Below are 25998 nucleotides of genomic sequence, written 5' to 3' on the forward strand. Positions count from 1 at the left end.
AAACGAGTACAGGGGTAGGAAACATGTCGAACTGGTACAGTGAAAGCTCGCCGCTGGAGCGGCGCACGTTCTGGGCAAGCTTTGGCGGCTGGGCGCTGGATGCGCTCGACGTCCAGATGTTCGGCCTTGCCATCCCCGCGCTGATCGCGGCCTTCGGCATCAGCAAGGCCGATGCCGGCTTGCTCGGCTCGGTCACGTTGTTCTTCGGTGCGTTCGGCGGCTGGCTCGGTGGCGCGCTCGGCGACCGTTTTGGTCGGGTCAAGGCGCTGCAGATCACGGTTGCGACCTTTGCGCTGGCGACGTTCGCTTCAGCCTTTGCGATGAGCTACACCCAACTCCTGGTGCTCAAGGCGATCCAGGGCCTCGGTTTCGGCGCCGAATGGGCCTGCGGCGCGGTGCTGATGGCCGAGATCATCCGGCCCGAGCATCGCGGCAAGGCGCTTGGCACGGTGCAAAGCGCCTGGGCCGTCGGTTGGGGCGCGGCCGTGCTGCTATCGGCGCTGGTCTTCACCTATGCGCCGGCTGATATCGCCTGGCGCATCCTGTTTGCGATCGGATTGTTGCCGGCGCTGCTCATCATCTTCATCCGCCGCGGGCTGAAGGAGCCGCCGCGCGCCGTTGCCAAGGACGCAGAGATGCCGTTCCTTGCCACGCTTTCCGGCATCTTCCACCGCGACGTGCTGCGCTCGACCCTGGTCGGCGGCCTGTTCGGCATCGGTGCCCATGGCGGCTATGCCGCGTTGACGACCTTCCTGCCGACATATCTGCGCGAAGTGCGGCATTTGTCGGTGCTCGGCTCCAGCGGCTATCTCGCCGTCATCATCGTCGCCTTCTTCTGCGGCTGTGTCGCCAGCGGCATCATCAGCGACCGCATCGGGCGCCGGGCCAATGTCGCGTTGTTCGCCAGCGCATGCATCGCAACCGTGCTGGTCTACATCTTTGCGCCGCTGACCAACGGCGAAATGCTGGTGCTCAGCTTTCCGCTCGGCTTCTTCTCGGCCGGCATTCCCGCCAGCATGGCGGCGTTGTTCAGCGAGCTCTATCCCGCGGGCGTGCGCGGCACCGGCGTCGGCTTCTGCTACAATTTCGGCCGCGTCGTCTCCGCCGCGTTTCCCTTCCTGGTCGGCTTTCTCGGCGATCGCATCGGTCTCGGGCCCGCGATCGGCATCGATGCGGCGTTTGCCTATGCATTGGTGCTGATCGCGGTGCTGCTCCTGCCCGAGACCCGCGGCAAGGTGTTCGAGCAGGCCGTGGCGACGCGCGCCTGACGAAGTATGAGGAGCAGCCATCATGACATTGTCTCAGCGCGGCCTGACCCGCCGCCAGTTTGGCGCGGGCCTCGCGTCGCTCGCCACCGTGGTCGCGACCACAGCCAGGAGTGAGGCGGCCTTGCCCGTTATCGACACCCACGCCCATGTCTTTCATCGCGAGCTTAAGCTCGCGCCGGGCCGGCGTTACGCGCCGGACTATGACGCGCCGCTGTCGCTCTATCTCGAGCAGCTCGACCACAACGGCATGACCAACGGCGTGCTGGTGCAGCCGAGCTTCCTGGGCACCGATAATTCCTATCTGGTCGACTGCCTGAAGCAGACCAAGGGCCGCCTGCGCGGCGTCGCTGTTGTCGATCTCGCGATCAGCGCGGACGAGTTACGCGAGCTCGATCGCGCCGGCGTGGTCGGCATTCGCCTCAATCTCGTTGGCCAGTCCTTGCCCGATCTCGCTGTGAGCGAATGGAAGGGGTTGCTTGCAAATGTGAAGGCGATGGGCTGGCAGGTCGAGATCCAGCGCAACGCCTCCGATCTCGCCGTGCTCGCGCCGCAGCTGCTCGATCTCGGCGTCACCGTCGTGCTCGATCACTACGCGCTGCCCGATCCGAAACTCGGTGTCGCCGATCCCGGCTTTCGATCGGTGCTGAAGCTTGGCGCGACGCGAAACGTGTGGGTCAAGATCTCCGCGCCGTACCGCAACGGGGCGGCGGGCGAAAGCTTTGCGAAAGAGGCTTATCCGCTGCTGCGCGACGCGTACGGCCTCGATCGCCTGTTGTGGGGCAGCGACTGGCCGCATACGCAGTTCGAGGCAACGCAGAGCTACGCGAAGAACCGGCAATTCCTCGACACGCTCATCGTCGACAAGAGCGAGCGCGCGCAAGTGCTGGCATCGCCGCGACCGCTCTTTCGTTTCTGACACGCATCGCGATTGCTCCGATTGCTCTCTATTTTGGGGCATGACGGACGATGTTTTGAGCTTGTAGAGTGCTGCGCGAGGCGGCCGGTTTTCTGCCGCCATTTGCGTGAGGACTTTACATGCAGCGCCGCTACATCACCGTCGACGTGTTCACGGACCGCGCCTTCGGCGGCAACCAGCTTGCCGTGGTGCTCGACGCTGGCGGGCTGTCCACGCAGCAGATGCAGGCGATCGCGACCGAGTTCAACTATTCCGAGACGACGTTCGTGCTGCCGCCGCGCGACAAGGCCAACGACGCCGAGGTGCGCATCTTCACGCCCGTGCTGGAGATTGCCTTTGCCGGCCACCCCAATGTCGGAACGGCCTTCGTACTCGCCTCGATGGCGAAAGAGCCGAAGCCCCGGCTCTTGTTCGAGGAGAAAGCCGGGCTCGTGCCGGTCGAGATCGTGAGAGAGCAGGGGCGGGTGATCAGGACGGAGCTCACCGCGCCGCAACCGCTGGCGCGGTATGCGCCGCTGTCACCGGCTGAAGCCGCGAGCTGCATTTCGTTGACCGCGGATGATGTCAGGACCGACAACCACGCACCGCATGTCGTCACCGTCGGAAACGCGTTTCTGGTGATGGAGCTGCATTCGCGCGAGGCATTGAAGCGGGCCCGCCCCGATGCGGCAGCCTACGGCAAGATTTTGCCGCGCGATGGCGCCCGCTCGGTGTGGTTCTATACGCGCGACGTGCCTGCGGCCGAGGCGCCCTGCGAGCGGCAGGCGCGCATGTTCATGCGCGGCGCGAGCGGCCTCACCGAAGATCCCGCCACCGGCAGCGCGACCGTTGCGGCCGCCGCGCTATTCGCCGGTCTCGATCCCACGCGCGACGGCGAATTGCAGCTCACGGTCGGCCAGGGCTTCGACATGGGCCGGCCGAGCATTCTGCAGACGCGCGTGCGCAAGCAGGATGGCAAGATCGTCTCCGCCCATGTCGGCGGCGCTTGCGTGCAGATGATGGAGGGGACGTTCAGGTTGGCGGGGGAGAGTTAGACCGTAGCCCGGATGGAGCGAAGCGAAATCCGGGGCAGTACCTGCGACGGAAACACTTCCCGGATTGCGCTGCGCTACATCCGGGCAACAGACTTAGACCCGTCATCCTGAGGTGCGAGCTCTTGCGAGCCTCGAAGGATGTGCGGCCGAGGTGTCGGAGCATCAGTGCCACGCCGCCGCCCTTCGAGGCCTCCGCTTCGCTACGGCACCTCAGGGTGACGGCTACGGAGGTAGCTACACCTGCCGTCCAGCCAGATTCTTCACCGCCACGCCATCGCGCTCCTCGATGATCTCGGCGATCATCTGACGGTGGCAGTGGGTGTGGTCGCGTTCGTAGCAGAGCAGGCAGACGGGGCCGGCCTTCTTCACCAGCGCCGAGAGCTCGTCCATCGCTTCCCTGGCCTCAGGCGCCTTCAAGTGCTTTGAGAAGATCTTTTCCAGCACGTCGTATTGGCCACTGCGCGCGGCGAGGCGGCCTTCCTTCGGCGTGCCGAGTGCTGCGAGATGCACATAGGCGATGCCGCGCTCGTCGAGGCCTGCGGCCAGCTGCTTCTTGGAAAAGCCCGGCCGCCGCGACGACGTCACCGCGCGCACATCGACCACCAGCTTGACGCCGGCCTGCTCCAGCTCGTCCAGCACGGCCTTGGGCGGCGTCTGCTCATAGCCGATGGTGAAGAGCTTCTTCGCCTTGGCCATGGACTCTCCTCACGAGACTCGCGCGATCAGTTCCATGGCGCCGTGCGGTGCGCGCACTTTGCCCTCGTGAATGACATAGGCGAACACGTCGCGCGGTTCCTTCTTCGGCTTCGCCTTGTCGACCTTCGGGAGGTCGTCGGGTTCACCGCCTGCGGCCCAGGCCTGGAAGCGTTCGGCCCAGGCGTCCAACTGCTTTGGCGGATAGCATGTCTTGATCTCGTCATTGCCTTTCTGCAGCCGGGCATAGACGAAATCGCCGGCGACGTCGGCGATCGCCGGATATTTGCCGTGCTCGGCGAACACCACGGGCGTCTCGAATTCGCGGATCAGCGCGATGAAGTCGGGTGCGCAGAAACTGTCGTGGCGCACCTCCACCACATGGCGCAGCGCGCGGCCCTCGAGCTTGCGCGGCAACAGCTCCAGAAACTTGCCGAAATCGGCGCCGTCGAATTTCTTGGTCGGCGCGAATTGCCAGAGCACGGGGCCGAGATGGTCGCCCAGTTCCAGCACCCCGGAATCATAGAACCGCTTGATGGAATCGCCGGCCTCGGCCAGCACGCGGCGGTTGGTGGCAAAGCGCGGCCCCTTCACCGAGAACACAAAGCCGTCGGGCACTTCGGCTGCCCATTTGCGAAAGCTCTCCGGCTTCTGCGAGCCGTAATAGGTGCCGTTGATCTCGATCGACGTCAGCTTCGAGGCCGCGTAGGACAGCTCCTTCGCCTGCGTCAGCTTCTCCGGATAGAACACGCCGCGCCACGGCTCGAAGGTCCAGCCGCCGATTCCGATGAAGATGTTGCCGGATTTTTTGGTCGCGGTTTTTGCTTTGGCCACGGGGGATCTCGCATCGACGGGAAGGGGAGATCTGCATCCTAGTCAAACCAGAAGTGATTGGCCAGTTGCGGTGTCCCGTCTAAGCTGACGAAGAAATCTGCGCAAAAAGGAGAACAAGATGCGGATGCTGATGCTGGGAGCGGCGCTCGTCATGATGACATCTGCTGCCATGACGTCTGTTGCGATGGCTGACGATGACGACGCGAAGGGCGCGCAGAAGCTCGCCATGCAGGGCCGCGACGATTACTGGCATTGCCTGGCGCGGGAGTATTCGCGCGACAGCAATCAGGGCATGTCGGAACAGGATTTTGGAAAGTCGGTTTCGGGGGCCTGCCCCTCGGAACGGCAATATTACCGGGTGGCGCTGCTCGACTATCTGACCTCGCAGTATCCGAACATCGAATCCGGTGCCCATCTCGCGACCGCGAACAGGGCGGTGGAGGCGGCGCAGAAGGACATCGTGACCGCCTTCGTCAAGCACCGGCCGCCGCAGAAGTAGGGCTATGAATAGTCGCGGTCCGGCGGCCCTTCCGGCCGCGCGATCATCCGTGGTATGACTGGCAGCATCTGGAGCGGGGACGGGTTGGCATGTCGTCTGAGTCGGTAGGTGGCATCTTTGGCGCGATCGTCGCGGCGGTCGTGCTGGCGGTCGCCGTCGTCTTCGGGCCGATCGGGCAGTACGGCAAGCCGCCGAAGCCGGCCAAGGTCGAGCCGGCCCCCGCCGCCATGGCACCCGCAGCCCCGGCTGCGCCGGCGCCGCGGGGCCCGGTGATCCGGGAAGTCCCGAACCAGTAATGGCCTGAAAAAGACCTCCCGGCCCCCTTGCGGAGCGGCTGTGTCGTCCCCATTTAGGTGACAACGGCAACGTTGAGTAACAATCTCCGTTGTTGAGACGACCTTGGAATAGCTTGGGCTAGCGCCGGATGTACGCGCGGTCCGCCGTTCCGGGGTCGTTGGCATTTTTGGGCCTGTTTTGGGCCATCTCCCGAGAACCCCGGCTTGGCATCGCAGGACGCGGCAGATATACGCTGCCGTCATGAATGAAGCGATCAGACCGGGCGTCGGCGGCCAGGCTCAAGAGGGGCCGGAACTGTCGGTCATCGTCCCGACTTTCAACGAGCGCGACAATGTCACGGTGCTGTACCGGCGGCTGGAGGCGACGCTTGTCAACGTCGCCTGGGAAGTCGTGTTCGTCGACGACAATTCGCCCGACGGCACCTCCGACGTGGTGCGGGCGCTGGCGCAGCAGGACAGCCGCGTGCGCTGCATCCGCCGCATCGGCCGCCGCGGCCTGTCGGGCGCGTGCATCGAGGGCATCCTGGCCTCCAGCGCGCCTTTCGCCGCCGTGATCGACGCCGACCTCCAGCACGACGAGACGCAGCTGCCGAAGATGCTGTTGCTGCTCGCAAGCGATCAGGCCGACCTCGTCGTCGGCAGCCGCTACATCGAGGGCTACAAGAGCGAAGGCTTCAACAAGCAGCGCGCCGGCGCCAGTGCGCTGGCGACCGAGGTGGCGAAGAAGATGCTCCGGGTCGAGATCGCCGACCCGATGAGCGGCTTCTTCATGGTTCGCCGCGACCGGTTCGAGCAATTGGCACCAAAGCTGTCGGTGCACGGCTTCAAGATCCTGCTCGATCTCGTCGCGAGTGCGCAGGGCAATCTGCGCGCGGTCGAGATTCCCTACACGTTCGGCGCCCGCCAGCATGGCGAGAGCAAGCTCGATTCCATGGTCGCGCTCGATTTCATCGGCCTCGTGCTGGCGAAGCTCACCAACGACATCGTCTCGCTGCGTTTCATCCTGTTCGCGATGGTGGGCGGCATCGGCCTCGTGGTGCATCTCACCACGCTGTTCATCGGACTTCAGTTGTTCAAGGCGCCGTTCGCGGAGGCGCAGGCCGCAGGCGCCATCATCGCCATGACGACCAATTTCATCATGAACAATTTCCTCACCTATCGGGATCAGCGGTTGAAGGGCTTTGCGATCTTGCGCGGCCTGATCATGTTCTACATCGTGTGCAGCGTCGGTCTGCTCGCCAATGTCGGCGTCGCCTTCTCGGTCTACGACCAGGAACCGATCTGGTGGCTGGCGGGCCTCGCCGGCGCGCTGATGGGCGTGGTGTGGAATTACGCGATGTCCGGACTGTTCGTCTGGCGCAAGAAATAGTGCGCCCAGAAAACGGACAAGGATTCGGGTATGGGCGGGGCTGACGCGCGGATCGTCCGCAATACGGCGCTGGTGATTCTTGCGCTGGTCGCATTGCGGCTGGTCGCGGCCGCCTTCACGCCGATCACCTTCGACGAAGCCTATTACTGGATGTGGTCGCAGAACCTGGCGGGCGGTTACTACGACCATCCGCCGATGGTGGCCTACGTCATCCGCGCCGGCACCATGATCGCCGGCGACACCGAGCTCGGCGTTCGTCTGGTCTCGATCCTGCTCGCGCTGCCGATGAGTTATGCGATCTATCGTTCGGCCGCGATCCTGTTCGGCGGTGCCCGGGTGGCAGCGACCAGCGCCATCCTGCTCAACGTGACGATGATGGCCTCGGTCGGCACGTTGATCGTGACGCCGGATGCGCCGTTGCTGGTCGCCTCCAGCTTCGTGCTGTTCTTCCTCGCAAAAGTGCTGGAGACCGGTCGCGGTGCCTGGTGGCTTGCGGTCGGTGCCGCCGTCGGCGCGGCGCTGCTGTCGAAGTACACCGCGATGTTCTTTGGTGCGGCGATCCTGATCTGGCTCGCTTCCGTGCCGAAACTGCGGCGCTGGTTCCTCTCGCCCTGGCCCTATCTCGGCGGCCTCGTCGCGCTCGCGCTGTTCTCGCCGGTGATCCTCTGGAATGCGGATCATCACTGGGTTTCGTTCGTCAAGCAGCTCGGTCGCGCCAGGATCGAGGATTTTCGGCCGGTCTTCATTGCCGAGCTGATCCCGACCCAGATCGCGTTTGCGACCCCGCTGGTCTTCATCCTCGGTGCGATGGGGCTGCATGCGCTGACCTGGCGGAGGGCGGGCGCGCTGGCCTCGCGCGTGCTGATCGAGACGATGTTCTGGACCATCGTCGCCTATTTCGTCTGGCATTCGCTGCATGCCCGCGTCGAGGCCAACTGGTTTGCGCCGGTCTATCCGCCCTTCGTCGTTGCCGCCGCCGCCGCGGCCAATCTCGTGCAATGGAAACCGCGCGCGCAACGCCTGGTGGATTTTTGCCTGCGCTGGGCCGCGCCGACCGGCATCGTGATGTTTGCCGCGCTGATCCTTCAGGCCAATACGGGTTGGCTATCCGGCTATCGCCGCGATGCGACGGTCCGCAGCGTCGGTGTCGGCTGGCGGGAGCTTGCCGCAGAGATCGAAGCGGCACGTGTCCGCGCAGGCGCGACCTGCGTGCTCACGCCGGATTACGGCACGACGGGCTGGCTTGCCTTCTATCTGCCGCGCGGCACCTGCGTGGTGCAGCAGAACCAGCGCATCCGCTGGGTCAACATGCCCGAGCCCGATCCAAAACTGCTCGCAGGCAAGCTGATCTATGTCGACGAGCTGCGCCCCGACGGCCATCCGTTCCTGAACGACCTCTTCACGCAGGTGAGCCGTGTCGCCGAGCTGCAGCGCAAGCGCGGGCCGCTCGTGGTCGAGACCTACGGCGTCGATCTGCTCGAGGGCGCCAAGGGCGACGTGCTGGACCGCTCGCCGCCGCCTGAACTCCTGCCCTGAACCGGCTGCACCTCGCGGGTGCGGGCTGCACTCACCAGCGGGGGATTTCGCCGGTCGGAACGGTCGTCGAAACCGCGTTGTTGTTCTTGGGAATGACGAGCGGGCTGAGGCAGGCGAAGGCCTCGATCGAATTGTAGATGAAGTTCATCATGCCATCGACCCCCATCACCGCGATCGTGCGATTGAGCGCCGCAACCTGCAGAAACCGGTTCTCCATCGGGAAGCAAAGCTCCAGGAGCCTCTTCGCGCCCCGGGGCGAAACCACATAACCTGCCGTGCCGAAGCAATTGACGAGCCGAAACGCGGCGACCTCCGAGGTCGATCTTTGAAAGACCGGCGCGCTTTCATTGCTCTGATGCTTGGGCGTGAACACCATCTCGGTCTTGAAGCCGGGCGTCAGCTCGAGGGCGAGAATGGAGTCCGTATTGTAGCCGAGCGCGACGTAGTCCCAGTCCTTGAGACGGTGAAGGAAATCCAGGCGCTCGGTGATGTCATTGCGGATGATCGCGTCGTCCTCGAACACGAGCGCCGGGGTTTCAGATTGGACCGTCTGTTGCCAGATCCGCAAGTGCGAGGCGGCGCAACCGACAGCGCCGGGCGTGAACTGCGCTCCGGGCACGACAAGGTTCATCCCGAGCGCGTCCTGCGATGAGAACGATGCGCCTTCGGATGCCTCAAATCGTTCGAAGGCGATCTTCGATCCGGCATTCAGTCTCAGGAAGCTTTCGTACTTTTCCGGCTGACGGTTGAGGTTGACGACGAAGTTCTTCATGGAAAGGACCAGATTGAAAGTTCGGATAAAGCGTCGACCGCTGGTTGAGCCATATCAACGGGCCCCTTGATTCGCCACGCGCCGGCGCGTCGAGACGAATGTGGTGTCCAGCTTCGAGCAAGCTCCACGGGATAATTGGGAAGCGGCAACTTCCTGCACTGTCAGGAATCGGATTGCTGCCCGCTCTCCCTTGATCCGGAAGGTCCCCGATGAATTATCACGACGGCACTCTCGCAAGAACAAACGAGATCTCGACAGGGCCGTCTTCGCTGACGCGGGATGAAGTTTACCAGATCTGCCTTCAGCATCTGAAAACGGGTGAGCTCGAACAGGCCGAAGCTCGTTGTCGGGAAGGGCTTGCTTCCGATGGAAACCACGCCGGTCTACTTCATCTGATGGCCGGTGTCTCTCTGCTCAACGGGAATTACGATGCCGCCCTGGAGTGGGCCGGCCGCGCCCTCACCAATGAGATGAAGGCGACCTATCTCGCAACGTTCGGAACGGCTCTGCTGGGCAAGGGTCTCCAGGCGGAGGCGCTGGAGGCGTTTCAGCGCGCGGTGGCGCTCGATCCCGTCGATCCGTCAATCTGGGAGAATTTCGGCAACGCCTTGAGCAGGACGGGGCATGTCAACCAGGCGAGCCTTTGCGTTCTGATCGCGCGGGCATATCAGAAATTGCCGTTCCTCGCGGAGTGCCGCTTGGTCCCGCGCAGCGATTGGAATGCCCTGACGGCGCAGTTCAATCCGCATCTTCGGAGCCGCCCGGGCGCAACTGAAGCCCGCGATCCCATTCACTGCTTCTGGTCGAACGCCCCGCTGAGCGAGATGTCGCGTCTCTCGCTTCAGTCGATGGTCCGCCAGGGCCATCCGGTGAAGCTGTACACCTACGACAATGTCGCCGCCATGCAGGCACGCGTGCCGCCCGGCGTCATGGTGGTCGATGCGGGAAATCTCGTGCCGGGTGCGATCTACCAGCACGCCGTCCTGAACAGCGAGATCCGTTACTTCAGCGACATCTTCCGCTACGCCGTTCTCCACGAGTTCGGCGGCTGGTGGCTCGACACGGACATCGTGCTGGTGAAGCCGCTGGAGTTTGGCCGGGAGCATGTGTTTTCCGCGCAGTGGTCGGGAGTCGAGAACGGGCATGTCTGCGTCGGCGACGTGATGCGCGCGCCCAAGGGCTCGGTTCACATGGCCAATCTGTATGCCCTGTCGCTGCAGAGGCTGTTCAGCGAAAAGCGCGTCGAATACGGCGCGGTGGGGCCGCTGCTGCTCAGCGAATACCTGCTCGTGGCAGGTGATGAGGCGCTCCAATCCTCGATTCTGCCGCCGACGACCTTCAACGCGATCGACTGGCGCGAAGTGGATCTGTTCGCGGCCGAAGGCCGCGCCGGCTTCGATCTCCTGGGCGATCCCCGTGTCACCGGTGTCCATCTCTGGGGAAAAATGTGGGCCGAACGGGGGCTGCGCTTCGATGCGGTCCCCGAGCAGAGCGTGGCGGGCTATCTCAAGAAGCTGGTGCTCGAGCCGAACTGGCTGACGCAGCTTGCGGCGAAATACGACTCCGACAAGGGCGCAGTCTACAAGGGCCACCTTGCCCATCACTACACGCGCGTCTATCACGAGCTGTTCCGATCGAAGGCGCTCGAGCCCATTCGCATCCTCGAAATCGGCCTGTGCCGCGGGCGCGTCGAAGGCTGGACTCAGGATCAGGTGCCGTCGCTGCAGATGTGGCTGGACTACTTCCCGAATGCGGAAGTCATCGGCGTCGACATCGAGGACTTCAGCTGGTTCTCCCATCCGCGGGTCAGGATCCATCGCGTCGATCAGGGCGACCGGACCATGCTGGCGGAGCTCGCAAGCAAAGAGAACGCGCTGGACATCATCATCGACGACGGCTCTCACGCCTCGGTGCATCAGCACCTGACGCTCGGCGTGCTGTTTCCTTCGCTGAAGCCGGGCGGTTTGTTCGTGATCGAGGATCTCGACTGGCAGCCGCCGGAGATCCCGTCCAACGGCGCACCCCTGGTCAAGGACGTGCTCAACGCCATGAAGGCGAGCGGCACGTTCATGTCCAACGTCATGACCGAAGCCGAAGCGAAGCTGATCTCGGACGAAGTCGACGAGATCCTCCTCAACGACAGTTTCCGCGAGTTGATGTCGCGCGGCAAGCTGGGTGGCTTGGGCGTGCTGAAGCGCAAGGCGCGATAGCCTGAGCTTGGCCCGCGGCCTTAGTCGATCATCTCGGCTTTGGCCGCGGCCTGGCTCGGCCTGTCCTGGTCGCGCCAGAACCAGACGGTCACGACGCCGGAGCGGCCGCGGATCTGCGTCAGCAGGGGGCCCGACAGGACCCCGTCGGGCGCGCCGTGAAAGTCGGCGGCATCCAGCAGCTTGTCGGTCATCGCGAGCCGGGCGCTGTTCTGCGCCGCGACCTCCATCAGCCGGCTCGCGAGATTGACGGTGTCGCCGTTTGCGGTGATGTGCTGATGGCTCTCGCCGAGACGCGATGCGACGATCGGGCCGAAATGCGCCCCGATCTTGAAGCCGAGCCGGCCACCGATCGCAGGCGGCAGTGATGCGATCCAGCGCTCGACGCCGCGATGCAGGTCGATCGCACATTTCAGCGCCCGCGCCGCGTCATCCGGCATCGCGCCCGGCAGGCCGAACAGGATCATGGCGCCGTCGCCGAGGAAGCTCGTGATCATGCCGCCGCAATCGACCGCGGCGCGGTCGATCAGCGCGTGGAATGCTTGAAGGATATCCTGAAGCTCGTCCGGATCGATCCGCTGGCTCAGCGCAGTGAAATCGGAGAGATCGATGAAGACGATGGCCGCATCCTGCCGGACGGGCTTCGCCAGGAAATCGGGATCGCGTGCCAGCCACTCCTGCACGGCTGGTGCCTGGAATTGCGCCAGCGACCGGCTCTTGGCGGCGAGATACTGCGTGCGGCGGCCTCCTGCCCACAATTGCACGCCGATGAACACCGCAACCGGTGGCACCGCGGCTGCGAGCGTGGTCGCGGCGTCGAGCCAGATCCCGTGCGTGAACGCGAACAGATTGAGCCCGGCCCAGGCGATCATCACCACGGCGGCCGTCACGAAGCCGAGCGCGCTGCGTCGCCAGGCCAGCAGGCCCACCAGCAGCATCGGCAGCAGGATCGCGATGAGCGCGTCGGCGATGTGAACCTTGCGGTCGCGCACGATGCTGTCGCCGGCGACGAGATGCGTGATCGCGGTCGATATCACCTCCACGCCCGGCATGAGGGAATCGAACGGCGTCGGGAAGAAATCGCCGCCGCCGGCAACGGCGGCGCCGATCACGACGATCCGGTTCTCGATCGCCTTGCGGTCGAGCGTGCCGTCGAAAATGCTTTGTGCGCTCACGGTGCGGATGGTGCGGCGCGGGCCGTAATAGGTGATCGGCAGCGCGAAGTCGGCGTCGGTCGGCACGGCGCGATCGCCGAGCATGAGATGATCGGGGGCGATCGTCAGCGGCTTGTCGAGCGCGCGGCTCGCGACCCGCAGTGGAAACGACAATTCGACCTTGTCGTCCGTCCGGAACAGCATCGGCACCGAGAGCGGTGAGCCCGATTGCCCGGTCGCGACGTTGACGATGCCGACATCGGCGTGATCGGCGAACGCCGGCAACGGCAGCAGGAAGCGCTCGGCCTGGGGCAGGGCGGCGAGCGGCCCGGCGCTGGCGGGTGCCACGGTCTCGCTCGCGCTCGGGAAGATCGCGGCGGCTGCGAGCACCATGGGACCGGTGGCGAGCGTGTTGGCCAGCGTGGCGTCGCCGATCGCAGCACTGCGGTCGATCAACAGCAGGTCGATCGCGACGACCTTCGGCTTGAACTGCACGATGGTGTCGACCACGCGGGCGAGATCGGCGCGCGGCAGCGGATAGCTGCCACCACGTTTCACTACGGTGTCGTCGATGGCGACGATGGTGACGAGATCGGGCGGAGCCTGCACGCCGCGGACCTGCGTTCGCCAATCCGTCAGCGTGGCTTCGAGCCGATCGAGGAAACGCAGGTGACCGTTGGCGTGGCCCGCATAGATGCCCGCGCCCCACAGCGCGGCGAGGACAAGTGCCACCAGAATTTGAACGCGTCTCTTCATGCCGCCGTACTGCAATCTTCTTTTTGTTGTCGGGGCCTGCCTGGGCAGGTCGTGACGACCGAGTCTTGTTGCCGAGTCTTACTGGCCCAGTCTTATTGGCCGAGTCTTGCCATCAGCGCGTCGACGCGCGGCTGGCCCCATGTCTTGACGGTCAGCGGACCGGTCGCTTCCACGTCGACGCCTTCGCCAACTCCCAGCACGACGCCTCGTCCACGCGCCGCCCTGCGGGTCACGCCGACCCGGCCGTTGGCGACGAACACCGACGTCTTGGCCTCGGCGACATCGACCGCCCATTTGGTGCCCCGCACGGCGGCGATGGCTTGCGGCGTCAGCACCTTGAAGGGATTGCCGCCCGGCTTCTTGGGCACTTCGATCAGCAGCGCCTTGCTGCTCAACTCCACGGAGTCAATATGTCCGTCGCGGTTGGCGTCGTTTAGTTCAAATCGGGCGCCGTTTTCGGCAACGATGGTGATGCCGTTGTCGCAACGCCAGGTCTGAGTCCCAGCGGCCGACGCCGATGCCGTGCAGCCCGCATTGGCGGCCGGTTGTGCAGTTGCAGATCCGATCAACACGAATGACCACGCCAGGGCGCAAAACCCGGCGCGCGAAAACCCTCTCATGCCAGCCTCCGTTTGCGTGCTCGGCACAGTCCAAGGCGATGTTGATACGGTACCGTATCACGCGTAGAGGCTGCTGAAAAGTGCCGGGCTGTTTAGCTATTTTTGCGCTGCGGCAATTTCCAGAGCGGCGCGATCAACTTTCAGTCATGGCGCCGTGCCGCGTGAGCGATCGTCGCGCGATGCGTGATGTGTGATCTCTGTGATCCGCTGCCGCCGTTCTGCTGACATCTGCACTTGACTGCACCAGCCTCGCGCAACGCTTCTCCGCTATCTTCCGGATATTGATGACCACGAAAACGACTTGGTTGGTGGGTCTAGAGATGCGGGCCGGAGACGTCCTCTGACCGTGCCGAACCGGCCGAGAATTATGGTTAACAGTTTCGCTTAAGTCCGTAGTTTTGCGGACCTTTTTCTCGAAATGGCACAGCGTTAATGGGCTGCCCTACATCTGCCAGAACTTAATCCGCATTTAACTAAAAGTCGCCTTAATGACGCTCCGACCCTCTGCGAAATGCTGGTTCCGGAACGTGACCAGCGGCACTTCGAAGGGGGACTGAGTGACACCGTCCTGGACGCAAGGCGAATGAGTACGAGTATCGCTGCGCAAAGTTACGCGGCACGGAATCCGAAAAATTTCCATCGGAAGTCTTCCCGGAAAATGACCACCCAAAACGTGCTTGGCGCGGCCGTGATCGGCTGCGTCGCGCTTGCCGGCTGGACCGTCTACAACAACATCTTCGCCGCCAGCGTCTATCCGACCGTCGGCAGCTCCGGCTACGACGAGCCCGTGATCAAGCGTGAGCCCAGGGTCGCGTTGCGCGAGGCGGGCGAGGCCATCCGGGAAACCTTTGCACTGCTGCCCGACAGGCTGCAGGTGGCTGCGCCGATTTCACGCGAAATGTTCAACGAGCGCTTTGCCGCGGCCGCGACGCAGGGCGTCGAGTCCAACGCCGCGAGTGCTGTGCCTGCGACGAAGGTCGCCGAAGCCAAGGACGTGGCGAAGCCGACTGTCGTCGCCAAGGTCGCGGAAGTCCTGAAGAGCCCGGTCAAGGCCGTCGAGAAGATCGCGGACGCCGCGAAGGCCAAGCGCACCGAAGCGCCGGTGCAATTGGCTTCTGCGGATCCGGCCCAGATCGTGCCGGCGCCTGAAGCCAAGCCAAAATCCTTTGCCGATCGCGCCAAGGCCGCGGTGATGTCGATCACCGGTCCGCGCCAATCGATGGTGGAAAAGCTCTGGGGCAAGCGTGAGCCGTCCGGCGGCTTGCTCGCCTATGCCTCGGCCGATGCCAGCGTGACCTCGGCCATCGCGCCGAAGGAACAGAACCCGATGCTTGGCGGTTCGGCGCCTTATGAGCGCGACACCGCGGTCTACGACATCACCGCCAAGACGGTTTACCTGCCCGATGGCACCAAGCTTGAGGCGCATTCCGGCCTCGGCTCCAATCTCGACGATCCCCGTTCCTCGCGGGTCCGCATGCGCGGCGTGACGCCACCGCACATCTACAATCTGAAGCCGCGCGAAGCGCTGTTCCACGGCGTGCCGGCGCTGCGTCTGACCCCGATCGGCGGTGAGAGCGCGATCTACGGCCGTGACGGTCTGCTTGCGCACACCTTCATGCTCGGGCCGAACGGCGACTCCAACGGCTGCGTGTCGTTCAAGGACTATTACGCGTTCCTCGACGCTTATCGCAACAAGGGCATCCGCAAGCTCGCGGTGCTGGCGCGGGTCGACTGATCTCAGCCAAGTCCAGGCAATGCAAAAGGGCCGCTCGCTGCGGCCCTTTTCTTTTTTGGCTCTGCGTTGTCAGCCCGGCCAGCACTGCCCGCCGCCGTCGATCCGCAGCACCTGGCCCGAAACGAAGGCGCCCATCGGACCTGCGAAGAACTCGACGACGCGCGCGACCTCGTCGACGGTCGCGATGCGGTCGAGCGTGCCGGTCTCGACCATCCGGTTGGGGTCGACCGCGCGGGTGCCGAGAAAGCGGCCGGTGCGGGTGTCGCCGGGCGCGATGCAGTTGACGGCGATGTCGTATTCGCGGAGCTGGTCGGCCAGGCATCGCGTGTAGTGGGTCACGCCGGCCTTCGACACCGCATAGATCGAACCCTGGGTGCGTCCCTTGAAGGCGGCGACCGAGCCGAGCGTGACGATGCGGCCACGCCGCCGCTGCATCATGCCTTTCGCGACCGCCTGGCAGGTCAGGATGGTCGAGAGCAGATTGCGCTCCAGCACCGCGCGCACATCGGCCTCCTTGATGTTTACCGCGTCGTTCGGATCGGGCTTGCCGCCCGCGGCTGCGATGTCGCCGCCGGCATTGTGCACGAGGATGTCGATCGGTCCGAGCGCGCCTTCCGTCTCGGCCACCACGCGCGCGATGTCGTCGCCCCTGGTGAGATCGCCGAGCGCGCGCTGGCTGCGGACGCCGAATTGCTGGCCGATCTCCGCGGCCACTGCGGTCAGCGTCGTGCCCTCGCCATATTCCGCCGGCCCGTTCTCGCGCATGCCGTGGATGGCGACATCGGCGCCGAGCGCGGCGAGCTTCTCTGCAAAGGCGCGGCCGAGCCCGCGCCCTGCGCCGGTCACCAGCGCGACCTTGCCGGCCAATATCTTCGTAGCGTCATGCGATGTCATGATCTTGTTCCCGTTGTGAGATGTCAGCTTGCTACGGGATCGAGGCCGATCGCCGTCTCCGCTCGTGCGTGATATCGCACGATCAGCGTTTGACGAAATTGAAACTGCACGGACGCAGTTCGTTGCGTTTTCCGCTGCCGCGGGTGCGCTCGAATTGCGCGTCGATCGTGTACGCGTAAGGCGAGCCGGGAACGGCGTTGTTGACAGTATAGGCGCTCGGTCCCGTCGTGCCCCGAGCGCTCAGCGTCGTCTTTCCGTCAGCCGGTATCTGTCCGTCGATCGCAAGCGTGTTGTTCGTGCGCGGCTCCGAATCCTCGGCATGGAGCGCGCCGTTCGTGACGGTGGCCGACAGGGATCGGGTGTAGCCGAGCGCTTTGCCGGAGTTCGTGCAACTTATGGTGACGTCCCACTTGCCGTCGAACGTCTTGCTGTCGCCGGCTGCCGGCGCCAGCACCACCTTCTGCTTCAGGGCTTCGATCCGTCCCTTGGCGAGACTGGCGAAGCTGCAATTCGAGAACCGCGCAAGATGATCCTCGAAGGCAGCGGCCGTGCCGATGCTGTCGGCCGCCTTCCAGTGCGCCTCGGCGGAGGCGCAGGGATCGGCCTTCGGCGCAGCCTGCGGCGCAGCTGGCGCGACCGTGACCGACACCGGCCCGTTCAGATAGAACTTGCCGATGATCGAGAGCGAGAGCTCGGGGAGCTGCGTCTTGCCGCTGGAATCATAGACGTCGCTGCTGATGTCGCGAAAGACGTCGCCGATCTCCTGCGGCTCCTCGATGTGCTTCAGGAACGCGGTCGTATAGGGGCTGTTGCGACCGCTGCCGTCCGCAGCGGTCTGCCCGGACTGGGTCGAGAACGACACGATCGTGCCGCGCGGCGCTTCGACTTTCGACAGGCCGCGACCGATCGAGGCGGCGCGCGTGGCGGAACGTTTGAGGTTTTCGGCGAGCGGATTGTCGCGGCAGGAATCCAGCACGAGGATGCGCAGGTTCTTGGCCTGCTGCAAATCGTTCACGATGTCGTCGACCCGCACGAAGCGCTTGAGGTCCGCTTCATCGGCCAGCACGGCGTCGACCGGCATCAGATAGTTGACGCCGTTGTACTGCATCGCATGGCCGCTGTAATAAAACAGGGCGACGTCGGCTTGGCTCGCGGCGCGCGCGAAGCGGATGGTCAGGTCCTGCATGTCGGCCTGGCGCAGGTCGATGCCTTGCAGGACCTCGAAGCCGCTGCGCCTGAGCGAGGCCGCGACGTCCTCCGCATCGTGCGACGGGTTGGCAAGCTGCGCCGTAGAGACATAGGCGCCGTTGCCGATCACCAGCGCAACGCGCCTGTCCGCCGACGCGGGGACAAAGCTCAGCCAGAGGGCGAGAAGAGTCAGGGAAATTCGACGTAAAATTCCAGAAGCAGCACGCATGAATGCCTTCCTGGGAAATATCAAAAATATTTCCCAGATTAGCGCATGCCGCGCCGGCATCAATGGCTTCGCCGCTATGGAACCGTCAGATCTGGCGGTCGTGACATCCCGTCACGCCGGGCTGGCTGCCATGGTCTTGCGCAGCGCCATCTCGGTCGCGACTGCTTCTCTCACCGTGGGCCGCGCCTGCATGCGTTCGAGATAGGCAGTCAACGACGGCCATTGCGCGACGTCGACACCTGCGGCACGGAGCAGCAGCAAAGCCCAGGTGAGATGGGCATCCGCAACAGTGAAGCGTTGACCCACGAGGAATTCACGGTCTGCAAGATAGGCCGCCGGCACCGATAATGTCTGTCCGATCCTCGCGCGCGGCTTGGCGAGCGAGCCCTCGTCCTTGTACCAGAAGGTCGGAAACAGGAACGCCTTGTGGATCTCCGTACCGATGAAGCTCAGCCATTCCTGCAACCGGTAGCGATCCGCTTCTCCCGGCCGCGGCGCAAGGCCGCGCTCAGGATTCAGGTCGGCGATGTATTGCAGCACCGCCGCGCTCTCGGTCAGCCGCTCGCCGTTCTCCAGCACCAGGACCGGCACGGCGCCCTTCGACGAGATGCCGCGGAAATCACCGTCGTCGTCCGCGACTTTCTTGGTCCCGAGATGCACCAGATGATAGTGCGCATCGAGGCCGGCTTCCATCAGCGCGATGCGGCTCGCAAGCGAGCAGGCCATCGGCGAGAAATAGAGCTGCAGCATCGCGTTGCTCCGTTATGTCAGCACGTCGCCGCGCGCGATGATCGCGAAGCGGTCGGATAGCTCGGCGAGGGCGACCTCGTGGATGGTTCGGGCATCCAGCGTGCCGCCGCGGCCGTCGGGAAGGTCGCGTGTGGCGCAGGCGTCGGCGTCGATCGTCGTGCGAAAGCCGAGGTCGAGCGCGGCGCGCGCGGTGGAGCTGACGCACATATGCGTCATGAAGCCGGCCAGCACGATGTTCTTCCTGTCGGTTGCGGCAAGGCGCGCCTGCAGATCGGTACCGGCAAACGCATTCGGCAACTCCTTCTCGATCACCAGCTCGCCGGCGCGAGGTGCCAGCTCTGCGACGATGGCGCCGCGGTCGGCGCCGCGATCGAACAGGCTGCCGGCCTTGCCGCGATGTGCGATATGGATGATCGCCGCGTTTGCCTCGCGTGCCCGTGCCAGCAGCGCAGCCGCCCGCGCGATCGCGGGCTTGGCGTCGGGCAAGGCGAGGGGACCTGCGAGATATTCGTTCTGGATGTCGATCAGCACCAGCGCGGCGTCGCCAAGACGCGGCGGGTTGAGATCGGCACCGGCGAGCTGCAGCAGGGTCTTTGCGGTCGTCATGGTCTGGAAATCTCCGGGACAGAAACGCGCAAAGGATAGCCCCGGTAACGCCTGCCGATATGCAGGGATATTGCAGCGGGTGGCTGCGATATTGCAGGCCGCCACCGGCCGGTATAGCTTCGATCGATGAACTGGGACGATCTACGCATCATCGCTGCCGTCAGGGACGAGGGCACCTATGCCGGGGCCAGCGCGCGGCTGCGCATCGACGAGACGACGGTCGGACGCAGGTTGGCGCGCATCGAGCGCGCGCTCGGTTTGCGTCTGTTCGAGGCCGCCGACGGCGTCCGCAGGCCGACGCGGCAGTGCGAGGCGGTGCTGGCGCATGTCGAGGCGATGGCCTCGCATGCCGCCGAGATCGGTCGCGTCGGTGCGAGCCTGGCTGGTCCGGTGGGACGCCTGCGCATCGCCTCCACCAACACGGTCGCCGAGGAGGTGTTGTCGCCGCGCGCGAGTGACTTCCTGCGCAACAATCCCGGCCTGACACTGCAATTCCTCACCTCGAGCGAGAACGTCAGGTTCTCGCGCTGGGAGGCCGATCTCGCCATCCGGCTGCGCAAGCCCGACAAGGGCGACTTCGCGATCTCAAAACTCGGCGAGACCCGCATCTATTATTTCGAGCCTGTTGCGAGCGAGGGCGAGCCGGTGCTGTGCGCCTATCCCGACGAGCTCGGTGCGATTCCCGAGATGCAGTTCCTGCGCACGAAGCAAGCACGCGCGCGCTGCGTCACCGACAACGTCCGCGTCATCCGCAGCCTGATCCGCTCGTATCAGGCTGCCGGCGTGCTGCCGGAGTATGTTTGCACGGATCTGCTCCGCGATCGTCGCCTGCGCGCGACGCTGCTGCCGAAACGGCGCGACGTCTGGTTGCTCGTGCAAAATCACCTCAAGCGCGACGCCGCAACGCGCGTGACGATCGAGTGGGTGAGGGCGTGTTTCCAGGATGTGGCGCGCGGTTGAGGCGTTGCTGCGGTGTGACGATTGCGTCACAGCGGAAGGCGCGTGACGAAAAATCCTTTACCGCCCTCTTGCAACCCGAACGTGCTTCGTTTATTAGCGCGCTCCTTCGCTAGGCCATGTGCCCGGGCTCGTTGAGATCCCGGCTGGCGCGAGCCGGTCTCCGGTTTCGTGTTCCGCCGAACGAAGGCAAACGCAGGACGTAGCTCATGGAGAGCGTCGGGCTGAAAGCTCGAAGACATCGGTTCGATTCCGGTCTCTTGCACCAAAAGGATAGCTCAGTGGTAGAGCAGATGATCTTTACTCATCGTGACGCGGGTTCGAATCCCGCTCCAGCGCTCCGTTTCAGCCTGAAAAGCTGATTCCTCTGAAGGGGACCGGACGCGCGCTTCAGTCGCAGTCCGGCCGTTTTGCCGCAAGGCTTTCCGTCCGAACTTAGACACTGTGAGACCGGCTTCGCGCCGCGGTAGATACCGCTTGCGCTGATGCCGGGTGGCTCCGCACGGCCGCGCGACAGATGTCGCGCGATCGCGCGCGTGCGCCCGTCATCGTGCAAGCTCAAGCCACGGCCCGCCGATCTCTGCAGGAAGCGTCGTCCGCGTCCTCACGTCCTTTGCAAACGAAAACTGTCCGTCCGGCATCCCGCCGGGCGCAACGAAGGAGGCGTGTCATGACCTGGCATTTGCTGACGACCACTGTCACCGTCAAGGACGGTGAGCGCGCGCTACTCACGCGAAACGGCCAGCTCGAGCGGGTGCTCGCGCCTGGTCGGCATCGTCTGATCGATTGGCGCAACGAGCTGACGGCCACCGTGTACAACGTCGTGGGAACTGAATTCCCCACGGATCGTTACGCGGTGCTGAAGGCCGCGCGTCCCGATCTTGCCGCCGAACTGTTCGAGGCGGTCGAGACGCGGGCTGACGAGATCGCCATCGTCAGCCTCGACGGCCGGCCCGTGCATCTGATGACGCCCTGGCAGGTGCGCGTCTACTGGAAGGTTGCGACCCGCATCGATGTCGAGCGCATCGATGTGTCCAGCGATCCCAAGATCGACGCGCGCCACCTGAGCATGATCGAGCGCAACCGTTCGGCCGTGTCGTCCGAGACGGTGGTCGAGAACCACGAGGCGGGCCTGCTCTACGTCGAGGGCCGGCTCGTCGAGCGGCTCGCGCCTGGCCGGCACGCGTTCTGGACCGTCGGCCGCAAGATCGAGGTGAAGCGCCTCGACCTGCGGCCCCAGGCGGTCGAGATCACCGCGCAGGAGATGCTGACCAAGGATCGCATCGCGCTGCGGGTGACGCTGACGGCGTTCCGCCGGGTGGTCGATCCCGAGCGCACGGTGGCGACCGTGCCCGACGTGGATGCGTGGCTGTACCGCCTGGTGCAGTTCGCGATCCGCGAGGCGGTTGCGGGCCGGACGCTGGACGAGGTGCTGTCTGCGAAGGCGGCGCTGGATGCGGAGCTGCGCGACTACGTGCGTGCACGCGTCGCGGAGTCCGGTGTCGAGGTCACCGAGCTCGGCGTCAAGGATGTGATCCTGCCCGGCGAGATCCGGGAGCTGGTGAACAAGGTGGTGGAGGCGGAGCGGGTCGCGAAGGCGAACCTGATCCGCCGGCAGGAGGAGACCGCGGCAACGCGTTCGCTCCTGAACACCGCCCGCCTGATGGAGGAGAACCCCCTGCTGCTTCGGCTCAAGGAGCTGGAGTCGCTGGAGCGACTGGTCGAGAAGGTCGGCCGCATCGATCTCCACGCCGGCAACGGCGAGGGCCTCGATGCCCTCCTGACCCGGCTCGTACGCCTGAAGGCGCCCGAGACTGCATAGGATAGAAGGGTCGCCCACGGGCGGCCCTTCGCTGTCCTTCGCGTTGTCGTCGGTCTCGAACGCGCGAGCACATCGGTGCGACCAAGATCACAGAGCTGATCGGGATTGCGCGTGCCATCGCTTGCGCTAGTCTCCGTGCACAACCTCATCGGGCAGGGCAGGCGATGACCACTCTTCAGGACACCATCCAGCCGCGGGCAAAATCCAGCGAATGGAAGGCGATCGTCATCCTGATCCTGCTCGTCCCCGTGTTGTGGTCGCCGCCGTTCCTGTTTCGCATCTTCCTGTATCAGCCGTTCAACATTCCATCCGGCTCGATGATGCCGACGCTGGTGGTCGGCGACTACGTCTTCGCCGCCAAATATGCCTATGGCTACGACCGCTATTCGTTTCCCTTCTCGCCGTCATGGATCTCGGGCCGCTTCCTTGCCGCGGAGCCCCGCTACGGCGACATCGTGGTGTTTCGCAACCCGAAGGACATTTCCGTCGACTACGTCAAGCGCGTGGTGGGCCTGCCCGGCGACCGCATCCAGATGCGACAGGGGCAACTCGTCCTCAACGACAAGCCGGTGATCCGCGTTGCGCTCAAGGATTTTGCCGCAGGCGGGGCTGCTTGCGGGTTGGAGGCCGGCGCCAAGATCAAGCGCTGGCGCGAGGTGCTGCCGAACGACGCGAACTACGTCACCTATGACTGCATCGACAACGGCTATTACGACAACACCAATGTCGTCACGGTGCCGCCCGGCCATGTCTTCGTGCTCGGCGATAACCGCGACAACTCCACCGACAGCCGCGCGATGGGTGCGATGGGATTCGTGCCGATGGACAATCTCGTCGGCAAGGTGACGCGGATCTTCTGGTCGCTCGATTCCCGAGGCGAGCTGCGTCCGGATCGGATGGGGAAGGTGGGGTGAGGCAGCCGCGTCTCTCGTCTCGTCACGGGCTCGCGCCCAAGCGGGCGCGCCCCGGAATGACGATCCCCACAAACAAAAACCCGGCATTGCTGCCGGGGTTTCGTATTATTTGGAGCGAGATCCCGGATCTGCGGTGCACCGCTTCGCGCTGCGCCGCGTCCGGGACGACTTCGTCGCTTAGAAGTCCATGCCGCCCATGCCGCCGCCCGGGGGCATTGCCGGACCGGCGCCGCCCTTCTTGGGCAACTCGGCGACCATGGCTTCCGTGGTGATCAGGAGCGCGGCAACCGAAGCTGCGTTCTGGATCGCGGTACGGACCACCTTGGTCGGGTCGATGATGCCCTTGGTGACGAGGTTGACGTACTCGCCGGTCTGGGAGTCGAAGCCGTAAGCGTAGGTCTTGTTCTCCAGGATCTTGCCGACGATCACCGAGCCGTCTTCACCGGCGTTGATCGCGATCTGGCGAGCGGGAGCCGACAAAGCCTTGCGAACGATCTCGACGCCGGTCTTCTGGTCGTCGTTCTTGGTGCGCAGGCCCTTGAGCTGCTCGGACGCACGGAGCAGGGCGACGCCGCCGCCCGGGACGATGCCTTCCTCGACAGCCGCGCGGGTCGCATGCATCGCGTCATCAACGCGATCCTTGCGCTCCTTCACCTCGACCTCGGTCGCGCCGCCGACGCGGATCACCGCGACGCCGCCAGCGAGCTTGGCGAGACGCTCCTGGAGCTTCTCACGGTCGTAGTCCGAGGTGGTTTCCTCGATCTGCGCCTTGATCTGGGCCACGCGCGCCTCGATGTCGGCCTTCTTGCCGGCGCCGTTGACGATCGTGGTGTTCTCCTTGTCGATCATCACCTTCTTGGCGCGACCGAGCATGTTGAGCGTGACGTTCTCGAGCTTGATGCCGAGATCTTCCGAGATCGCCTGGCCGCCGGTCAGGATCGCGATGTCCTGCAGCATGGCCTTGCGGCGATCGCCGAAGCCCGGAGCCTTGACGGCTGCGACCTTCAGGCCGCCACGGAGGCGGTTCACGACCAGGGTCGCGAGCGCTTCGCCTTCGACGTCCTCGGCGACGATGACCAGCGGCTTGCCGGTCTGCACCACGGCCTCGAGCAGCGGGAGCAGCTCGTTCAGCGAGGAGAGCTTCTTCTCGTTGATGAGGATGTAGGCGTCGTCCATCTCAACGCGCATCTTGTCGGCGTTGGTGACGAAGTAGGGCGAGATGTAGCCGCGGTCGAACTGCATGCCCTCGACGACGTCGAGCTCGGTCTCGAGCGACTTGGCTTCCTCGACGGTGATGACACCCTCGTTGCCGACCTTCTTCATGGCGTCGGAGAGGAACTTGCCGATCTCCTGGTCGCCGTTCGCCGAGATGGTGCCGACCTGGGCGATCTCGTCGTTCGAGGTGACCTTCTTGGAGTTCTTCTGCAGGTCCGCAACCACGGCTTCGACCGCGAGGTCGATACCGCGCTTGAGGTCCATCGGGTTCATGCCGGCGGCAACCGACTTGGCGCCTTCCTTCACGATCGCCTGGGCCAGCACGGTGGCGGTGGTGGTGCCGTCGCCGGCCGCGTCAGCGGACTTGGAGGCGACTTCGCGCACCATCTGCGCGCCCATGTTCTCGAACTTGTCCTCGAGCTCGATCTCCTTGGCGACGGTGACGCCGTCCTTGGTGATGCGGGGAGCGCCGAACGACTTGTCGAGCACGACGTTGCGGCCCTTCGGACCGAGCGTGACCTTCACCGCGTTGGCGAGAACGTCGACGCCGCGCAGCATCTTGTCGCGCGCTTCAACCGAGAATTTGACTTCTTTGGCTGCCATCTGGAGTTTTTCCTTGGATAATGAATGACGGGAGGGAGAGAGGGGCTGTTAGGCCGCCTTCTTCTTGGAAGCGGGGACGTCGAGGACGCCCATGATGTCGCTTTCCTTCATGATCAAGAGATCGACGCCGTCGATCTTCACTTCGGTGCCGGACCACTTGCCGAACAGCACGCGGTCGCCGACCTTCAGGTCGATCGGGATCAGCTTGCCAGCCTCGTCGCGGCCACCGGGGCCAACGGCGACGACTTCACCCTGCGAGGGCTTTTCCTTGGCAGTGTCGGGGATGATGATGCCGCCGGCGGTCTTCTCTTCTGCGTCGATACGCTTGACCACGACGCGGTCGTGAAGCGGACGGAATTTCATGCAGCTCTCCTAAGCATTTGCACGAGTTAAGGATTTTTTGGCATTAGCAGTCTGTGCCCACGAGTGCTAGCACAGGCGAGGCTGAAATAGGACAGGAATTTTGCGGGGGCAAGGGCTTCTAGCAGAAAAATCGGCACTCTGAAGGCCCGCCCTGCCAAAATCTCTTTACCATCGTTAACCGAGCTTGGGGACCCGCCGGGGCCGTATTAGCACGGAGCTGTCTCTGCTGCTAAAGCATTGAATTTCAACAGCTTGTTAAACCTTTGGGCTTGAGATGGATTATCAGTTTGCGTCACATTTCTCTCATGTGAGCGCATCTCCACCGGGTGGCTCGTAAGCAGCGTACCGGCAAGCCGCCCCCTGAATGCGCTCCTGCAAAGGAGGTTGGCATGGGATTGCGGGTTGGGGGCGTTTCCGAGGACTTCCGGAAACAGATGCTGGGCTACGGGCTGACGACGGCCCAGATTCTCTACCGGATGCCGGATCACCCGTCGCTGCTCCAGACTTACGTCTGGCAGAACTACGACATGTTTCCGAAATTCCCGGCGCTGACAGACTTCCTCGCGTTCTGGACCGAGAAGCTCGACGGGCCGCTGCATTCGGTGACGGTGGCGCATTCCAAGCTGATCAAGCCGGCCGAGCTGCGCGCCGTGGACGGCGTGTTCCGATTGAATTGAGATAGGGCCCAGGTCTCGCGGCGAGCACCGCTCTCGTAGGGTGGGCAAAGGCGCGCAAGCGCCGTGCCCACGATCTCTTCATGATCACGCG

At 64.4% G+C, this 25998-nt stretch carries 24 protein-coding genes and 1 tRNA gene; 14 read left to right on the forward strand and 11 right to left on the reverse strand.

Annotated elements, in window-relative coordinates:
* Positions 1–23: 23 nt before the first annotated feature.
* The 3 genes from QA645_RS16080 (at position 24) to QA645_RS16090 (ending at position 3218) form a co-directional block, all read left to right on the forward strand.
* Positions 24–1268, forward strand: a complete 1245-nt coding sequence (locus QA645_RS16080) for an MFS transporter (RefSeq protein WP_283051431.1) — start codon at positions 24–26, stop codon at positions 1266–1268.
* 22 nt (positions 1269–1290) lie between these two features.
* Complete coding sequence (locus tag QA645_RS16085; protein ID WP_283051433.1) at positions 1291–2184, forward strand: amidohydrolase family protein; 894 nt, start codon at positions 1291–1293, stop codon at positions 2182–2184.
* A gap of 119 nt (positions 2185–2303) precedes the next feature.
* A complete protein-coding gene (locus tag QA645_RS16090) occupies positions 2304–3218 on the forward strand; it encodes a PhzF family phenazine biosynthesis protein (protein WP_283051436.1) in 915 nt (304 codons plus the stop codon).
* A 234-nt stretch (positions 3219–3452) separates the two neighbouring features.
* On the opposite strand, the gene QA645_RS16095 is transcribed toward QA645_RS16090, so the two are convergent.
* Positions 3453–3914 (reverse strand): DUF488 domain-containing protein, encoded by a 462-nt coding sequence (locus QA645_RS16095; protein WP_283051437.1) that lies wholly within the window; start codon positions 3912–3914, stop codon positions 3453–3455.
* Positions 3915–3923: 9 nt separating this feature from the next.
* A complete protein-coding gene (locus QA645_RS16100) occupies positions 3924–4745 on the reverse strand; it encodes a DUF72 domain-containing protein (protein WP_283051439.1) in 822 nt (273 codons plus the stop codon).
* A 118-nt stretch (positions 4746–4863) separates the two neighbouring features.
* On the opposite strand from QA645_RS16100, the gene QA645_RS16105 reads away from it, so the two are divergent.
* The 4 genes from QA645_RS16105 (at position 4864) to QA645_RS16120 (ending at position 8445) form a co-directional block, all read left to right on the forward strand.
* Complete coding sequence (locus QA645_RS16105) at positions 4864–5244, forward strand: hypothetical protein (RefSeq protein WP_254132429.1); 381 nt, start codon at positions 4864–4866, stop codon at positions 5242–5244.
* A gap of 89 nt (positions 5245–5333) precedes the next feature.
* Positions 5334–5540, forward strand: a complete 207-nt coding sequence (locus QA645_RS16110; RefSeq protein ID WP_254132428.1) for a hypothetical protein — start codon at positions 5334–5336, stop codon at positions 5538–5540.
* 241 nt (positions 5541–5781) lie between these two features.
* Positions 5782–6909 carry a glycosyltransferase family 2 protein gene (locus QA645_RS16115; protein ID WP_254132427.1) on the forward strand — a complete coding sequence of 376 codons (1128 nt, stop codon included), beginning with the start codon at positions 5782–5784 and terminating at the stop codon, positions 6907–6909.
* 30 nt (positions 6910–6939) lie between these two features.
* Positions 6940–8445, forward strand: a complete 1506-nt coding sequence (locus QA645_RS16120) for a glycosyltransferase family 39 protein (protein WP_283051442.1) — start codon at positions 6940–6942, stop codon at positions 8443–8445.
* Positions 8446–8476: 31 nt separating this feature from the next.
* On the opposite strand, the gene QA645_RS16125 is transcribed toward QA645_RS16120, so the two are convergent.
* Complete coding sequence (locus QA645_RS16125) at positions 8477–9217, reverse strand: glycosyltransferase family 25 protein (RefSeq protein ID WP_283051444.1); 741 nt, start codon at positions 9215–9217, stop codon at positions 8477–8479.
* Positions 9218–9612: 395 nt separating this feature from the next.
* On the opposite strand from QA645_RS16125, the gene QA645_RS16130 reads away from it, so the two are divergent.
* Positions 9613–11427, forward strand: coding sequence for a glycosyltransferase (locus tag QA645_RS16130; protein ID WP_283051446.1), 1815 nt, complete (start codon positions 9613–9615; stop codon positions 11425–11427).
* Between the two features lie 20 nt (positions 11428–11447).
* Here QA645_RS16130 and QA645_RS16135 read toward each other — a convergent pair whose 3' ends face one another.
* Together QA645_RS16135 and QA645_RS16140 are read right to left on the reverse strand one after the other, a co-directional pair.
* Positions 11448–13334 carry an adenylate/guanylate cyclase domain-containing protein gene (locus QA645_RS16135; RefSeq protein WP_283051448.1) on the reverse strand — a complete coding sequence of 629 codons (1887 nt, stop codon included), beginning with the start codon at positions 13332–13334 and terminating at the stop codon, positions 11448–11450.
* Positions 13335–13426: 92 nt separating this feature from the next.
* A complete protein-coding gene (locus tag QA645_RS16140; protein ID WP_254132422.1) occupies positions 13427–13954 on the reverse strand; it encodes a FecR domain-containing protein in 528 nt (175 codons plus the stop codon).
* A gap of 658 nt (positions 13955–14612) precedes the next feature.
* On the opposite strand from QA645_RS16140, the gene QA645_RS16145 reads away from it, so the two are divergent.
* Positions 14613–15689 (forward strand): tlde1 domain-containing protein, encoded by a 1077-nt coding sequence (locus tag QA645_RS16145; RefSeq protein WP_283051450.1) that lies wholly within the window; start codon positions 14613–14615, stop codon positions 15687–15689.
* A 69-nt stretch (positions 15690–15758) separates the two neighbouring features.
* Here the strand turns inward: QA645_RS16145 and QA645_RS16150 are convergent, their stop codons facing one another.
* The 4 genes from QA645_RS16150 to QA645_RS16165 form a co-directional block, all read right to left on the reverse strand.
* Positions 15759–16583: an SDR family NAD(P)-dependent oxidoreductase gene (locus QA645_RS16150; protein WP_283051453.1), complete on the reverse strand. Its 825-nt coding sequence runs from the start codon at positions 16581–16583 to the stop codon at positions 15759–15761.
* Between the two features lie 82 nt (positions 16584–16665).
* Positions 16666–18000 carry a caspase family protein gene (locus QA645_RS16155; protein WP_283051455.1) on the reverse strand — a complete coding sequence of 445 codons (1335 nt, stop codon included), beginning with the start codon at positions 17998–18000 and terminating at the stop codon, positions 16666–16668.
* Positions 18001–18111: 111 nt separating this feature from the next.
* A complete protein-coding gene (locus tag QA645_RS16160) occupies positions 18112–18750 on the reverse strand; it encodes a glutathione binding-like protein (RefSeq protein WP_283051457.1) in 639 nt (212 codons plus the stop codon).
* Positions 18751–18762: 12 nt separating this feature from the next.
* A complete protein-coding gene (locus QA645_RS16165; RefSeq protein ID WP_283051459.1) occupies positions 18763–19356 on the reverse strand; it encodes a cysteine hydrolase family protein in 594 nt (197 codons plus the stop codon).
* A 126-nt stretch (positions 19357–19482) separates the two neighbouring features.
* Between QA645_RS16165 and QA645_RS16170 the strand changes: the two genes are divergently transcribed.
* The 4 genes from QA645_RS16170 to lepB all read left to right on the forward strand — a co-directional run bounded on the left by QA645_RS16170 (position 19483) and on the right by lepB (position 23049).
* Complete coding sequence (locus QA645_RS16170) at positions 19483–20316, forward strand: LysR family transcriptional regulator (protein ID WP_283051460.1); 834 nt, start codon at positions 19483–19485, stop codon at positions 20314–20316.
* Between the two features lie 192 nt (positions 20317–20508).
* Positions 20509–20581, forward strand: a tRNA-Phe gene (locus tag QA645_RS16175).
* 402 nt (positions 20582–20983) lie between these two features.
* Positions 20984–22135, forward strand: coding sequence for an SPFH domain-containing protein (locus QA645_RS16180; RefSeq protein ID WP_283051462.1), 1152 nt, complete (start codon positions 20984–20986; stop codon positions 22133–22135).
* Positions 22136–22299: 164 nt separating this feature from the next.
* Positions 22300–23049, forward strand: coding sequence for a signal peptidase I (lepB, locus tag QA645_RS16185; RefSeq protein WP_283051463.1), 750 nt, complete (start codon positions 22300–22302; stop codon positions 23047–23049).
* A 177-nt stretch (positions 23050–23226) separates the two neighbouring features.
* Here lepB and groL read toward each other — a convergent pair whose 3' ends face one another.
* Positions 23227–24867 carry a chaperonin GroEL gene (gene groL / locus QA645_RS16190; RefSeq protein WP_283051465.1) on the reverse strand — a complete coding sequence of 547 codons (1641 nt, stop codon included), beginning with the start codon at positions 24865–24867 and terminating at the stop codon, positions 23227–23229.
* 48 nt (positions 24868–24915) lie between these two features.
* Positions 24916–25230: a co-chaperone GroES gene (locus tag QA645_RS16195; protein WP_014494241.1), complete on the reverse strand. Its 315-nt coding sequence runs from the start codon at positions 25228–25230 to the stop codon at positions 24916–24918.
* 389 nt (positions 25231–25619) lie between these two features.
* Between QA645_RS16195 and QA645_RS16200 the strand changes: the two genes are divergently transcribed.
* Positions 25620–25907: an usg protein gene (locus QA645_RS16200; RefSeq protein ID WP_254132412.1), complete on the forward strand. Its 288-nt coding sequence runs from the start codon at positions 25620–25622 to the stop codon at positions 25905–25907.
* Positions 25908–25998 lie beyond the last annotated feature (91 nt).

It is taken from the genome of Bradyrhizobium sp. CIAT3101, from assembly GCF_029714945.1.
In the GTDB taxonomy this organism is placed as follows: Bacteria; Pseudomonadota; Alphaproteobacteria; order Rhizobiales; family Xanthobacteraceae; genus Bradyrhizobium.

Coding starts and splice junctions, on each gene's coding strand:
- QA645_RS16080 (WP_283051431.1), top strand. CDS start 24: ATGTCGAACTGGTACAGTGAAAGCTCGCCGCTGGAGCGGCGCACGTTC.
- QA645_RS16085 (WP_283051433.1), top strand. CDS start 1,291: ATGACATTGTCTCAGCGCGGCCTGACCCGCCGCCAGTTTGGCGCGGGC.
- QA645_RS16090 (WP_283051436.1), top strand. CDS start 2,304: ATGCAGCGCCGCTACATCACCGTCGACGTGTTCACGGACCGCGCCTTC.
- QA645_RS16095 (WP_283051437.1), bottom strand. CDS start 3,914: ATGGCCAAGGCGAAGAAGCTCTTCACCATCGGCTATGAGCAGACGCCG.
- QA645_RS16105 (WP_254132429.1), top strand. CDS start 4,864: ATGCGGATGCTGATGCTGGGAGCGGCGCTCGTCATGATGACATCTGCT.
- QA645_RS16110 (WP_254132428.1), top strand. CDS start 5,334: ATGTCGTCTGAGTCGGTAGGTGGCATCTTTGGCGCGATCGTCGCGGCG.
- QA645_RS16115 (WP_254132427.1), top strand. CDS start 5,782: ATGAATGAAGCGATCAGACCGGGCGTCGGCGGCCAGGCTCAAGAGGGG.
- QA645_RS16120 (WP_283051442.1), top strand. CDS start 6,940: ATGGGCGGGGCTGACGCGCGGATCGTCCGCAATACGGCGCTGGTGATT.
- QA645_RS16125 (WP_283051444.1), bottom strand. CDS start 9,217: ATGAAGAACTTCGTCGTCAACCTCAACCGTCAGCCGGAAAAGTACGAA.
- QA645_RS16130 (WP_283051446.1), top strand. CDS start 9,613: ATGGCCGGTGTCTCTCTGCTCAACGGGAATTACGATGCCGCCCTGGAG.
- QA645_RS16135 (WP_283051448.1), bottom strand. CDS start 13,334: ATGAAGAGACGCGTTCAAATTCTGGTGGCACTTGTCCTCGCCGCGCTG.
- QA645_RS16140 (WP_254132422.1), bottom strand. CDS start 13,954: ATGAGAGGGTTTTCGCGCGCCGGGTTTTGCGCCCTGGCGTGGTCATTC.
- QA645_RS16145 (WP_283051450.1), top strand. CDS start 14,613: ATGACCACCCAAAACGTGCTTGGCGCGGCCGTGATCGGCTGCGTCGCG.
- QA645_RS16150 (WP_283051453.1), bottom strand. CDS start 16,583: ATGACATCGCATGACGCTACGAAGATATTGGCCGGCAAGGTCGCGCTG.
- QA645_RS16155 (WP_283051455.1), bottom strand. CDS start 18,000: ATGCGTGCTGCTTCTGGAATTTTACGTCGAATTTCCCTGACTCTTCTC.
- QA645_RS16160 (WP_283051457.1), bottom strand. CDS start 18,750: ATGCTGCAGCTCTATTTCTCGCCGATGGCCTGCTCGCTTGCGAGCCGC.
- QA645_RS16165 (WP_283051459.1), bottom strand. CDS start 19,356: ATGACGACCGCAAAGACCCTGCTGCAGCTCGCCGGTGCCGATCTCAAC.
- QA645_RS16170 (WP_283051460.1), top strand. CDS start 19,483: ATGAACTGGGACGATCTACGCATCATCGCTGCCGTCAGGGACGAGGGC.
- QA645_RS16180 (WP_283051462.1), top strand. CDS start 20,984: ATGACCTGGCATTTGCTGACGACCACTGTCACCGTCAAGGACGGTGAG.
- lepB (WP_283051463.1), top strand. CDS start 22,300: ATGACCACTCTTCAGGACACCATCCAGCCGCGGGCAAAATCCAGCGAA.
- groL (WP_283051465.1), bottom strand. CDS start 24,867: ATGGCAGCCAAAGAAGTCAAATTCTCGGTTGAAGCGCGCGACAAGATG.
- QA645_RS16195 (WP_014494241.1), bottom strand. CDS start 25,230: ATGAAATTCCGTCCGCTTCACGACCGCGTCGTGGTCAAGCGTATCGAC.
- QA645_RS16200 (WP_254132412.1), top strand. CDS start 25,620: ATGGGATTGCGGGTTGGGGGCGTTTCCGAGGACTTCCGGAAACAGATG.